The sequence below is a fragment of the Sphingobacterium sp. UBA6645 genome (assembly GCF_002455685.1).
Lineage (GTDB): Bacteria > Bacteroidota > Bacteroidia > Sphingobacteriales > Sphingobacteriaceae > Sphingobacterium > Sphingobacterium hotanense.
In genome coordinates, this window is the sequence record NZ_DKLH01000042.1 from 37,279 (window position 1) to 49,572 (window position 12,294).

11 protein-coding genes are annotated in these 12,294 nt (G+C 42.2%); 7 read left to right on the top strand and 4 right to left on the bottom strand.

Going from position 1 to position 12,294, the window contains the following annotated elements; translation table 11 throughout:
* Positions 1–3: 3 nt before the first annotated feature.
* Entirely contained in the window at positions 4–2,286 is a 2,283-nt protein-coding gene (locus tag B2400_RS06830; RefSeq protein WP_293932047.1) for an ATP-dependent helicase, read from the bottom strand.
* A 444-nt stretch (positions 2,287–2,730) separates the two neighbouring features.
* On the bottom strand, positions 2,731–4,326 hold the full coding sequence (gene dnaB, locus B2400_RS06835) for a replicative DNA helicase (protein ID WP_149526781.1): 1,596 nt from the start codon (positions 4,324–4,326) through the stop codon (positions 2,731–2,733).
* A gap of 395 nt (positions 4,327–4,721) precedes the next feature.
* Between dnaB and ubiE the strand changes: the two genes are divergently transcribed.
* The 4 genes from ubiE to B2400_RS06855 are packed head-to-tail and all read left to right on the top strand — an operon-like array spanning position 4,722 to position 7,170.
* Positions 4,722–5,459 (top strand): bifunctional demethylmenaquinone methyltransferase/2-methoxy-6-polyprenyl-1,4-benzoquinol methylase UbiE, encoded by a 738-nt coding sequence (gene ubiE / locus B2400_RS06840; RefSeq protein ID WP_293932050.1) that lies wholly within the window; start codon positions 4,722–4,724, stop codon positions 5,457–5,459.
* Between the two features lie 30 nt (positions 5,460–5,489).
* Positions 5,490–6,260 carry an SDR family NAD(P)-dependent oxidoreductase gene (locus B2400_RS06845; RefSeq protein WP_293932052.1) on the top strand — a complete coding sequence of 257 codons (771 nt, stop codon included), beginning with the start codon at positions 5,490–5,492 and terminating at the stop codon, positions 6,258–6,260.
* Between the two features lies 1 nt (position 6,261).
* A complete protein-coding gene (locus B2400_RS06850) occupies positions 6,262–6,711 on the top strand; it encodes a GatB/YqeY domain-containing protein (RefSeq protein WP_260040860.1) in 450 nt (149 codons plus the stop codon).
* A gap of 15 nt (positions 6,712–6,726) precedes the next feature.
* Positions 6,727–7,170 carry a GNAT family N-acetyltransferase gene (locus B2400_RS06855; protein WP_293932055.1) on the top strand — a complete coding sequence of 148 codons (444 nt, stop codon included), beginning with the start codon at positions 6,727–6,729 and terminating at the stop codon, positions 7,168–7,170.
* Between the two features lie 432 nt (positions 7,171–7,602).
* Here the strand turns inward: B2400_RS06855 and B2400_RS06860 are convergent, their stop codons facing one another.
* Positions 7,603–8,568, bottom strand: coding sequence for a GNAT family N-acetyltransferase (locus B2400_RS06860; RefSeq protein WP_149526786.1), 966 nt, complete (start codon positions 8,566–8,568; stop codon positions 7,603–7,605).
* A gap of 3 nt (positions 8,569–8,571) precedes the next feature.
* Positions 8,572–9,405, bottom strand: a complete 834-nt coding sequence (locus tag B2400_RS06865) for a 1-acyl-sn-glycerol-3-phosphate acyltransferase (protein WP_149526787.1) — start codon at positions 9,403–9,405, stop codon at positions 8,572–8,574.
* A 172-nt stretch (positions 9,406–9,577) separates the two neighbouring features.
* Here B2400_RS06865 and B2400_RS06870 point away from each other — a divergent pair, with 172 nt between their 5' ends.
* The 3 genes from B2400_RS06870 to B2400_RS06880 all read left to right on the top strand — a co-directional run bounded on the left by B2400_RS06870 (position 9,578) and on the right by B2400_RS06880 (position 12,262).
* On the top strand, positions 9,578–10,240 hold the full coding sequence (locus tag B2400_RS06870) for a CBS domain-containing protein (RefSeq protein WP_293932058.1): 663 nt from the start codon (positions 9,578–9,580) through the stop codon (positions 10,238–10,240).
* Between the two features lie 48 nt (positions 10,241–10,288).
* The gene (locus B2400_RS06875) at positions 10,289–11,182 is read left to right on the top strand and encodes an NAD kinase (RefSeq protein WP_311201656.1); all 894 of its coding nucleotides are present in this window, start codon (positions 10,289–10,291) and stop codon (positions 11,180–11,182) included.
* A gap of 342 nt (positions 11,183–11,524) precedes the next feature.
* Positions 11,525–12,262 carry an isoprenyl transferase gene (locus B2400_RS06880; protein WP_293932060.1) on the top strand — a complete coding sequence of 246 codons (738 nt, stop codon included), beginning with the start codon at positions 11,525–11,527 and terminating at the stop codon, positions 12,260–12,262.
* Positions 12,263–12,294 lie beyond the last annotated feature (32 nt).

Below are 12,294 nucleotides of genomic sequence, written 5' to 3' on the forward strand. Positions count from 1 at the left end.
GAATTATTCTAATATTCTAAGTTTCGCAAATTTAAGCAACAATTGCTTCTGTCCCAACTCCTTGAAGAAAATAGTTGCTTTTATGTCTGGCTTATTCCCTTCTAGATTGATTACTTTACCAAATCCGAAACGTTCATGCTCAACTTCCATTCCAACTTGCAATCCTGACGTATCCGATGGCGCAAAACCTGCCGTCGGCACGTGCGCTTTAGGAAGAATAGACGTTGTTTTCACAACCTTTGGCTTTGGCTTCGAGAATACATCACCCGACGATTCTTTTCGCTGCCAGGTAACACGTTCCGAAGTAAAGTCGTCGGATCCACCTCCCGTGTTCAATCTAGGTTTAAAATCCAGATCTAAACAGGCCGGGTTCAATTCATCCAAGAAACGACTCGGTTCGCAGTTGTTCAAGGTTCCCCAACGATAGCGTGATGTCGCGTAGGATAGGAATAACTTCTTCTCAGCACGCGTCACGGCCACATAGAACAAACGTCGCTCCTCTTCCAACTCCGTACGCGAATTCAAAGAAAGCTGTGATGGAAAAAGATTTTCTTCCAAACCTACGATGAATACCACTGGAAATTCCAATCCTTTAGACGAGTGGATCGTCATTAAAGATACGGTATCCGCATTCGGATCCTTATCATTATCATCATTAGTTAAGAGGGCGATATCCTGCATAAAGATATCCAATCCCTTTTCCTCTAAATCTTCTCGTTCCGAGAATTCTTTGATACCGTTTAATAGCTCTTGAATATTCTCGTAACGACTTAAACCTTCAACGGATTTATCCTCATATAGTTCTTTCAGGATCCCCGAATGCTGAGCAATATGCATCGCTGTATCGAAAGCCGAATTCGACTTTGCTAAAGCCTGAAAGCTTTGAATCATCGTCCCGAAGTTGCCGACAGAAGCAGCGCTACGGCCATCTAAGAACATCTGCGCATTAGCAACAACATCCCATAAGCGTACTTGCTGCTGATCCGCAACGACCATGATACGATCGACTGTCGTATCACCAATTCCGCGCCTCGGATAGTTGATCACTCGCTTCAATGCCTCTTCATCGTTCGGGTTAAACGTCAGACGGAAATAGGCAATTAAATCCTTGATCTCTTTACGTTGGTAGAACGAAGTACCCCCGTATAACTTATAAGGGATTCCTAATTTACGCAGGGCCTCCTCCAAGGAACGTGACTGCGCATTCGTACGATATAGAATCGAGAAATCCTTATATTTCAATCCTTTCAGCGCCTTTTCTTGCGAAATGCCCTCTGCAACGATCTTTCCCTCCTCATTATCCGAAAAAGCACGAGTAACTTTTATCTTTTCGCCTTCTTCGTTATCCGAAAAGACATTCTTTTCTAACTGATTCTTATTATTTGCAATGATACTGTTTGCCGCATTCACGATCATCTTGGTCGAACGGTAATTCTGCTCCAACTTGAAAACCTTCACATCCGGATAATCCTTTTGAAAGTTCAAGATGTTCTGAATATTAGCACCGCGGAAGGCGTAGATACTTTGCGCATCATCACCCACCACACAGATATTCTCATTCACCGCAGCTAGTCGTTTTACGATCAAGTACTGAGAGAAGTTGGTATCCTGATACTCATCCACCATCAAGTATCTGAACTGATGCTGATATTTATGGAGTACCTCCGGATACTTATTCAAAAGCACATTCGTCTTGAACAACAAATCATCGAAATCCATTGCTCCCGCGCGGTAGCAGCGCTGTGCATAAGTCATATAGATTTCACCCATCTGAGGTCTACCATTGGAAATATCCTCAGCCTTGATCGCTTCGTTTTTATTATACTCCTGAGGCGAGATCAAGTTGTTCTTAGCCGATGAGATACGACCGTATACATGATTTACATTGTATAGCTTATCATCCAAATTCATCTCTTTTAGAATCGAACGTAACAAGCTCTTCGTATCATCCGTATCGTAGATCGTAAAATTACGCGGATACCCGATCAACTCCGCCTCCACTCGCAAAATACGAGCGAACACCGAGTGGAAAGTTCCCATCCAAATATTCTTTGCTTCCGACCCAACGACCTTCATAATACGCTCGCGCATCTCCTTCGCGGCCTTGTTGGTAAAGGTAAGCACCAATATATTAAAAGGATCGACACCCTTTTGAATAAGGTGTGCAACTCTATATGTAATTACGCGTGTTTTCCCTGATCCGGCACCAGCAACAATCATGACTGGTCCTTCTGTTTGTTCTACGGCAGCCCGCTGTGAGGGATTTAATCCTGCTAAAAAATCCAAAATTGTCTCCTAATTTTAACTTATGTATAGCCTCTACTAAGGGGGAATCAAAAATAAGAAAAAAAACTCAGAAATAGTATTTAGTAGTTAGTACTTAGTAGTTAGACCCGTGTCCTTGAACCAGGAAAAAAAGGATGAAAGGATAATCAGGATGTTTGGATTAACGGGGTTAAATTGTCTTTGAACCAGGAAAGGAAGGATGAAAAGATTGGCAGGATCGTCTTGAAAAAAAGAAGGATGCAAGAATAGGCGTATTGTCTTTGAACCAGGAAAGGAAGGATGAAAAGATAAACAGGATCCTGAGCATCCTAAAATCCTTCCTTTCCTGGTTCAAAACAAACTTTCCTCCCCAAAAAAAGAAACAATCCATTTCCTTCTTAAAACAAAAAAACCTGCATTGCTGCAGGTTGTCTAATATCTAATATCTAATATCTAACATCTACCTTAAAATGGCGCATCATCCGGCATATCGTTCATTCTGGAAGGCATGGTAATACCTCCGCCGAAGTTATCGAAGCTATTGGATGGAGCCATGGCAGAGCCGAAGCCACTAGGCAGATCGGAGAAGCTTCCGCTGTCGCCGCCCATACCTGCGAAGTCATCTTCAAGATCGACGAACTTCACATACTTACCAACGAATTTCAATGGTACAATACCGGTTTCCCCGTTACGGTGTTTGGCGATGATAACCTCACCGACACCAGCTGTAGGGCGTCCCTCCTCGTCTTCCGTGATACCGTAGTATTCCGGACGGTAAAGGAACAACACCATATCCGCATCCTGCTCGATAGATCCCGACTCACGTAAATCCGATAGCATCGGACGCTTCGAGTTACCCGGACGCGACTCAACCGCACGACTTAACTGCGATAGGGCCAATACCGGAATATTTAATTCTTTTGCTACGGATTTCAAAGCACGCGAGATACTACCGATCTCTTGCTCACGGTTACCGCCGCCTTTGCCCTCGCTCTTACCATGCATCAACTGCAAGTAATCGACGATGACCATCTGAATATCATACTGCGCTTTCAAACGACGACACTTCGCCCGGAACTCAAAAACGTTCAATGCAGGCGTATCATCAATAATCAACGGCGCTTCTGTCAATCGGCCGATTCTAGAGTGCAATTGCTGCCATTCATGATCCGCCAGATTACCTTTCTTCAGCTTCTCCTGTTCAATCTCCGTCTCACCGGCAATCAAACGATTCACCAACTGTACCGAGGACATCTCCAGCGAGAATACCGCAACAGGTCGCGAGTGGTCTACTGCAGCATTACGCGCTACGGATAATACGAACGCCGTTTTACCCATCGCCGGACGTGCCGCAATAATTACTAAATCCGAAGGCTGCCAGCCCGAAGTCATACGGTCTAATGCCGTCAACCCGGAAGGAATACCCGTTAAACCATCAGTACGATCGCGCAACAATTCCAAAGAGGAAATCGCCTCACGCATGATATCATCCATTTTCCGCGAGTCGCGGCGTAAGTTGTTCTGTGCAATATCAAATAAAGACTTCTCCGCATGGTCTAACAAGTCGAAGATATCACTCGTCTCATCATAAGACGAATTGATGATCTCTGTAGACACTTTAATCAATTCCCTTTGAATGTATTTCTGAGAAATAATACGTGCGTGGAATTCGATATTTGCCGCCGAAACTACTCTGTCTGTCAGCTGCGTAATATAGTAAGCACCACCAACCATTTCCAGTGCGCCCATTTGACGAAGCTCCGCAACAACCGTCAAAATATCGATTGGCGAAGTCTTTTGAAAAAGGTTATAGATTGCCTGAAAAATCTTCTGATGCGACTCCTTGTAAAACGAATCCGGTTTCAAGATATCAATGACCTCACTAAGTGCATTTTTCTCCAACATCAGCGCGCCCAGTACCGCTTCTTCCAAGTCGACAGCTTGAGGAGGCAGTTTACCCAAACCACTTACTAAGTTGTTCAGGCTAGTACGCTTTTTGTTAAAGTTTGCACGGCTAGCTTGGCTAGACATATTGTTTGAATTTTCGTTTTCTACGGACATATCAAATTTAATTTTACGGCTCGATGTTTCCTGACGGGGTAACAAATGTAAGAAAAATAAAACTGCCCCCTTCCACAAGTTTTAAACAGTCAAAATAGGTGCTCCAACAATCATGCTACTGATTTGAAAACTAAGCCCCTAGTATTCCACATCCGATGTGGACAATATGTTAATTTACGAAAAATCAAGCTCATTATCAATTAATTAACGAAATGTGGATAACCTACCCTGATGTTAATAAGCTTGACAACGGAATGACTTCTATCACTATTTTGCAGCCTATTTACACTTCAAATTCAAACTCAAGCAGTTAGGCATTTTGAGGTCTTCTTTCGCTTTAAACTTGTCCTGTAGAAAAAGCAATTTTCTGTTTACTTTGTTGTATCTTTGCACCTATGTCAAACGATGCTTCTACTGTAAAACCTTATAACCCAGAGGGCGGCAAAAAGGAACAAGTTGCCGATATGTTCAACAACATTTCGAAGACCTACGACCTATTGAACCGCTTCATGACGATGGGTATCGATACGATCTGGCGCAAAAAAGCGATCAAGCTATTAAAGCCTCTTCAACCCCAAATGATTCTTGACGTAGCAACGGGAACAGGCGACTTCGCACTGGAGTCGATCCGCATCCTCAATCCAAAGAAAATCATCGGTGTCGATATCTCACAAGGTATGTTAGATGTAGCAGCGGAGAAAGCAAAGAAAAAGGGCGTGGAAAGCCAATTCGAAGTACGCTTAGGCGACTCCGAGAGCCTTCCGTTTGACGACAACACCTTTGATGCCGTGACAGTAGCCTTCGGAGTGCGTAACTTTGAAAACCTGGAACAAGGACTTTCAGACATCCGCAGAGTCTTAAAACCAGGCGGTAAAGCGATCATCTTGGAATTATCAAACCCAACGGCATTCCCTATCAAACAATTGTTCAACTTTTACTTCCATAAAGTTGTTCCAGCAATGGGGAAAGTGATCTCGAAAGACAACCGTGCATATGAATACCTTCCGGAATCTGTAGCGAAGTTCCCCGATGGGCAACGCTTTGCTGCTATTACCGATAAAGTAGGTTTTGCATCTTGCAACGTTCGTCCGCAGACTTTCGGATTCTGCACCATCTATGAATGTAATAAATAGCTAAACGCTTAAAATAAATAATCAAGGCCAATGAGAACAGTATTAATCACAGGGGCCAGCTCCGGAATTGGTGCAGCATGTGCTTTAGAGTTGGCAAAAGACACAAACTATCGCCTCCTACTGTGTGCGCGCCGTGTCGATCGCCTAGAGGAGTTAACTTCCAAAATCAAACAAATCAATCCTTCTTGCGAGGTCCATAGCTTTAAACTCGACGTTCGCAACGCGGATGAAGTAGAGACAACGCTGTCCAACATCCCGGCGGAATGGAAAAACATCGACGTTCTGATTAATAATGCAGGACTAAGCCAAGGATTAGACCCGATTCAAAGCGGAGATATCGGTGATTGGGACCGTATGATCGACACCAACGTTAAAGGCCTGCTCTACGTCACGCGCAATGTCGTACCGATGATGGAAGGCAGCCAGCAGGCACACATCATCAACTTGGGCTCTATTGCAGGCAAAGAAGTTTATCCGAATGGAAATGTCTATTGTGCGACAAAACATGCGGTTGATGCTTTGAATAAAGCGATGCGCATCGATTTATTGCCGAAGGGCATTAAAGTTACGGCAATCAATCCCGGCATGGTGGAAACGGAATTCTCCGAAGTTCGATTCCATGGCGATGCTGACCGTGCAAAAGCCGTTTACCAAGGGGTAACACCGTTGAGCGGACAGGACATTGCAGAGATCATTGTCTTTGCATTAAACCGCCCGGCTCATGTCAACATCAATGATTTATTGGTGATGCCAACCGTACAAGCAACAGGAACTATTATAAACAGATCAAATTCAAAATAATATGTCATTAGAAACACAGATCAATCAAGATATTAAAGCGGCTATGATCGCTAAAGACAACGCAAAACTTAGAGGCTTACGAGCTATTAAAGCAGCGATTCTATTAGCAAAAACTGAAAAAGGCGGTGCTGACGAGATGACCGAAGAAACCGAGATCAAAGTATTGCAGAAATTAGTAAAACAACGCAAAGAGTCTGCAGAGATTTATCAACAACAAAACCGAGAAGACTTATACCAAATCGAAGTAGAAGAGCAAGAGGTAATCGAAAGCTACCTTCCTAAGCAATTAGATCGCGCTGCAATCGAAGAAGTTATTAAAGGCATCATCGCGGAAACCGGTGCTGCTTCCATCAAGGATATGGGTAAAGTAATGGGCTTAGCCAACCAAAAACTAGCCGGACAGGCAGACGGTCGCACGATCTCTGAAGTTGTGAAATCATTGCTTAGCTAAAGAAAATTATCATCGATGAATTGGGTAATCAAATCGTTTGACGACTTAAGCGCCAAGGAACTCTACCGAATTCTACAGGTCAGGATAGATGTATTTATGCTCGAGCAAAACTGCCTCTATCCTGAATGTGATGATAAAGACTTAAAATCAAAACACTTGTTCCTCATGGAACAAGACCAATGCGCCGCCTATGCGCGCCTTCTACCCCCCGATGTCTCCTACCCCAACTGCAGTTCCATCGGCCGCGTAGTCGTACATCCCAACTTCCGAAAACAACAACTCGGACAACAACTGATGAAAGAAGCAATTCAATATCAGAAAAACACCTACCCCAAACACACTATCCGCATCAGCGCACAATTATACCTCCAAACTTTCTACGAAAACCTCGGTTTCGTCAGAGAAAGCGATGTGTACTTGGAAGATGATATTCCGCATGTGGAAATGGCGTTGGATTAGATTTTAGACATTAGATATTAGATTTTAGACCTGTAGCGGGTAAAAAAGAATTAGAATATTGTCTGAACCGTTGGTTTAGATAAGAGGGTTTGTTTTGAACCAGGAAAGGAAGGATGAAAAGATTAGCAAGATCCTGTAAATCCTTTTATCCTTCCTTTCCTGGTTCAAAACAACCCCAATACTCTTATGTCTAATGTCTAACATCTAATATCTAAGACTACTAAATACTACCCCATTTATACCCCAATCAAACCCAATTGGAATTGGGTTTGATTGGGGTATGAATGGGGTAATAAAGGGTTATGAAAGGGCTTTAAGCAAAAGCAGATCTAATCAAGGTAGGATTCTGCTATATCCTTATGGGGAACAAAAAAAATAGCGCAATGATCTTCATCATTGCGCTATTTTTTAGCTCGTTTTATGAATCGTATGTTATTTTCCTTCTATCTTACGGCTTCCGAATTCGCGGTCGCGCTCGAAGGTACTCATGTGTCTTTCTTTTTTTGCCGGGTAGATATCATCGAGGATAATCATAATTCCGGTTTCTTCAACCTCTCCGAATTCATTGTTTCTGGCAGTGCCGAAAACACGCATCGTTGGCGACAGGTTCATATAGGTATTGATCAATGGAGGGATGTTCTCTCCAAGCTCTCTAACTTTGGTGTTCAACACTTTATACCCCGCTTTATAGTCTAATCCGTCGAAGATGCCTTCGTGTTTAGAGATATCCGTTTTATAGCCTAGGTAAAGCTCATCGACAGGTTTTACTAGGTTGTCCTTATCCGGGAAATAGTAGTTCATGAAGTAGATCAGTAAATCACGTGCTTCCTCATTATACTGCGGATACATCGTCACTTTACCGAAAAGGTATTTCACGTCGGGGTTCATCAATACGACGGCTCCTAATCCATCCCATAAATTATCTAAGGAAAAAATTCCTTTGCGGTTGTCGATGGCAGGCTGATACTTAGGTTGCACCCAAGAGCGCCCTAATTCTAACGTATAAGGTAAGTAATCTTTTACAAACTTATCCGAGAACTCGAAGTAATGAGCGGTTGATAAGTGGAACTCACCGTTACTATCGATCGCATCAGCACATTTGATAACGCGGTAGCCAGCTATTATTTCTTCATCCTCAGGGTTCCAAGCGATTAACTGATCATAGTTATGTTCGCAGGTATCATTTTCATCAATATCTAAAGGCAATCCCGTACCACCTCCAGCACCTCTAAAGGTTATCTCACGCAATCGCCCAATCTCACGCATAATGTTGGGTGAGTTGTGGTAATTGACTAGGTAAACCTCATTATTCCCATTGTTAGTATAGCGCACGAAAGCCTCCTTAGTTAACTCAGCTTTAATCAATGCTCTATCTACTGGTTCAATTATTTCTTGCATAAATTATTTTTTACCTCCGGACATGGCATACACGGTCTCTTTGACTTCCGCTGCCCATTGGCGTTCATTTTTACTGTTATCAAATTGCGAATAAGGAATTCGCTTGCCTATCTTAATGGTGATGTCTTTACCGCGTTGCGAGAATAGCTCGTCAGGTAAATATAACATTTCAATATTAGCTTTTAATCCTACTTTATTCCTAAATCGAGCCAAATTGTAGAAAAAGTTAGAATTTCTTCCATCAATATAGACAGGTACGATGTCTTTTTTATATTTCTTAGCTTTCGAGATGAAGCTTTTCTTCCATTCCAAATCAACGATCTTACCGTTTATCTTCCTGGAAACCAAGCCGGCAGGAAAAACTAAGAGCGCATGGTCGGATGCATAGGCATTCTCAATGGCGGCAATACCCGATTTACTCTGTCCGCCTAATTTATTTACGGGCACAAAAAGAGGTTCTAGGTTTCGCACATTCATTAGTATATCATTGACGAGGAATTTGACGTCTTTTCTATACTTTCCGATCGCCTGCATGAAGGCTACACCGTCAAGCCCTCCCAATGGATGGTTTGAAGCGAAGATCACGCTATCTTCTAATGGAATATTCTCTGCACCTTCTAAATGTACTTTAACGTCAAGTTCGTTCAACAAAGAATCTACGAAGTCTAAGCCCATATCATCATGATATGTGGTCATAATGTAATTGATTTCGTCTTCGTGGATGACACGCTCCAAATAGCTGATTAACGGCTTAGGGATCCATTTGGCTAATGTTGGACTTTTCTTATGTATGACTTCCCTGATTTTTATAAACTTCTCTTTCTCTAGTAAGCCCATATAATAACCCCTCTTTTAAAGTAGGGTAAAATTACACAAATAGTTTAAAGTAGCGTAAAACATCTATTTATTTTATCCGAAATTGTATTTTTTGCCTACCTTAGCTTAAAGCGTATTTTAAAGAAGAATTAAACCTTTTGGTCTAAATTCTATTTAATATATAAAACGATATATGTTCATTGGCGAAATCATAACAACTCTTTATACCGAACTTAGGCCATCCGACACGGTGGATTTTGCCTTAAACAAGGTTAATGAATTGCATTTTCACCAATTACCTGTCGTGAAGGGCAAAGAATACCATGGCCTGCTGACTGAGGAGGATCTGCTTTCGGTAGAAGATGAAAGCGATTTGATTTCCGAAGTTAAAATCACCCTACCTTTCATCTATCTATACGACTATCAGCATATCTACGATGCGCTTCAATATCTGGAGACTTATCAGTACGATATTTTACCGGTCCTCAACAAACAGAATCAATATGTTGGTGCAGTGACGCAGACAGACTTGTTGCGCGCAATCAATCAGACGATCTCTAACCAGGAGAAAGGTGCGATCATTGTTTTAGAAATGGAAGACCGCGATAATTCACTTACGCATGTTGCGCATATCATCGAATCGGAAAATACGAAGATATTGAATACCGGGGTTCGCCCGATCGAGAACTCGACCAAGGTGGAACTTACCATCAAGGTGAACAAGAACAATATCTCGTCGGTTCTGGCATCGCTATGGCGACATGATTATGTGGTGAAAGCATCGTTTAATGATGGTACCGATCAGAACGACATTCAAGAGCGATACAACCTTTTAATGAACTATTTGAACATATAATTTCAGAGATTTTCCCATCTTTGAAAAAAATAAACGATTACTTATAGCATGAAAGAACTGTCAATAGCGGTGTATGGGCGTGAGTTCAATCAATCGGTCATTGGATACGTTGTGGAACTTTTCACCTATTTACGCGAAAGAAATGTTCAGGTTTATATCTACCAAGATTTCCATACCTTCTTAAAAAAGCTGTGCAAAGTAGATTTTAAGTTCAAGAAGTTCAAGACACACAAGGACTTACCTAAGGACATCTCTTTTATGCTCAGTTTGGGAGGCGATGGCACCATGCTTTCTGCTGCAACCCTCATTGGCGATTCGGGAATTCCCATTGCCGGTATCAATTTCGGACGCTTGGGTTTTCTGGCGAACATTTCGAAGAATAAAATTGAAGAGGCATTAGACCAGATTCTAAACAATCAATATACTGTTCAACCGCGTGCTTTGTTACAAGTGGAAAGCTCTGACGGCACCATAAAAGCCGGAGTTTCCAATGCTCTAAATGATATTACGGTGTTCCGTTATGATTCCTCAGCGATGATTACTGTGCATGCCGTTTTGAATGGCGAACTGTTGAACAGCTATTGGTCCGACGGATTAATCATTGCAACGCCAACCGGATCAACCGCCTACTCTTTAAGTTGTGGTGGCCCCATTATCATGCCCGGCAGTGGCAACTTTGTTATCACGCCGGTATCTCCCCATAATTTAAATGTTCGCCCTATTGTTGTTTCGGAAGATATGGAGCTTCGCCTGAACATTGAGAGCCGTACGGAGAAGTATATCGTAAGCTGCGATTCAAAAAGTTATACCCTATCAACAAAGACTAGTCTACTGATTACCAAAGCGCCGTATCACGTTAACCTGATCCGTCTAAAAGATGATCAATATTTTGGCATTTTGCGTGAAAAATTACTTTGGGGCATCGACGTCCGCAACTACTAATTATTAGCTTAACCTGCTTTTAACGTTATTTTAAGTGTTAGGATTGCTGTAAAACCTGTATCTTTACGAAAATTTGTCAGACTTTGAAACCACGAGAGGCTTATACTGTAGAATTTTACAGCACTACCAGCAACTTAGATCACCCAGCATCTGTTCGGGCGCATGTTGTTTTTGCCTCCTCGCTACCTCATCAATCAGACAACGAAACACCCTCATCTTTATTGGTCGCAAATTGTTTTCCAGCTCTTTATGAGAGGGTTGCGTTTTCGTAGGCAATATAAAAATGAGTCCCAACGGTTCGAAAAGCGCGGAGCTTGTGAATCGTTAAATGTAAATTAAGAAATGGACTATAAAGAAAATATAGACAAATCAAACCTACCCAAGCATATCGCCATCATTATGGATGGTAATGGCCGCTGGGCGAAGGAGAAAGGCGAGCTACGCGTATTTGGTCACCGAAATGGTGTCACTGCGGTACGCGAAGCCCTAGAAGCCGCTGTAGAAATTGGTATTTCGTACCTTACTTTATATGCTTTTTCTACGGAAAATTGGAACAGACCACAATTTGAAGTCGATGCCCTAATGGAATTGCTAGTAGACTCCTTGAATAAAGAGTTACCTACCTTTCAGAAAAACAATATCCGTGTGAACACGATTGGCCGCATGGCAGACCTACCGCCGCATTGCCAAGTAACCTTGCAGAGCACGATAGACCAAACCAAAGATAACAGTGGCTGTACACTAACATTAGCTTTAAGTTATGGATCTCGCCAAGAAATCTTAGATGCGACAAAAGCAATTGCTCAAAAAGTACAATCGGGCGAGTTAAGTCTTGAGGACATTAACGAGCAAACGTTCAGCGAAAATCTGTATAACAAAGCGATCCCCGACCCGGAGATGATGATTAGAACGAGCGGTGAGCAACGCATTAGCAACTATATGTTGTGGCAACTTGCCTATACCGAACTCTTTTTTCTGCCTATTATGTGGCCGGAATTTTCTAGGGAACATCTATTTGAATGCATCTACTTGTATCAAAATAGAGAAAGAAGATTTGGGAAAACTAGTGAACAATTATAAGAAATCATTACTTTTGCAACATTTTGATTTTG

What these genes read in the sequence shown, in the direction of transcription:
- B2400_RS06870 (WP_293932058.1), top strand. Translation starts at nt 9,578, where the DNA reads ATGTTCATTGGCGAAATCATAACAACTCTTTATACCGAACTTAGGCCA.
- ubiE (WP_293932050.1), top strand. Translation starts at nt 4,722, where the DNA reads ATGTCAAACGATGCTTCTACTGTAAAACCTTATAACCCAGAGGGCGGC.
- B2400_RS06865 (WP_149526787.1), bottom strand. Translation starts at nt 9,405, where the DNA reads ATGGGCTTACTAGAGAAAGAGAAGTTTATAAAAATCAGGGAAGTCATA.
- B2400_RS06845 (WP_293932052.1), top strand. Translation starts at nt 5,490, where the DNA reads ATGAGAACAGTATTAATCACAGGGGCCAGCTCCGGAATTGGTGCAGCA.
- B2400_RS06855 (WP_293932055.1), top strand. Translation starts at nt 6,727, where the DNA reads ATGAATTGGGTAATCAAATCGTTTGACGACTTAAGCGCCAAGGAACTC.
- dnaB (WP_149526781.1), bottom strand. Translation starts at nt 4,326, where the DNA reads ATGTCCGTAGAAAACGAAAATTCAAACAATATGTCTAGCCAAGCTAGC.
- B2400_RS06875 (WP_311201656.1), top strand. Translation starts at nt 10,289, where the DNA reads ATGAAAGAACTGTCAATAGCGGTGTATGGGCGTGAGTTCAATCAATCG.
- B2400_RS06880 (WP_293932060.1), top strand. Translation starts at nt 11,525, where the DNA reads ATGGACTATAAAGAAAATATAGACAAATCAAACCTACCCAAGCATATC.
- B2400_RS06860 (WP_149526786.1), bottom strand. Translation starts at nt 8,568, where the DNA reads ATGCAAGAAATAATTGAACCAGTAGATAGAGCATTGATTAAAGCTGAG.
- B2400_RS06850 (WP_260040860.1), top strand. Translation starts at nt 6,262, where the DNA reads ATGTCATTAGAAACACAGATCAATCAAGATATTAAAGCGGCTATGATC.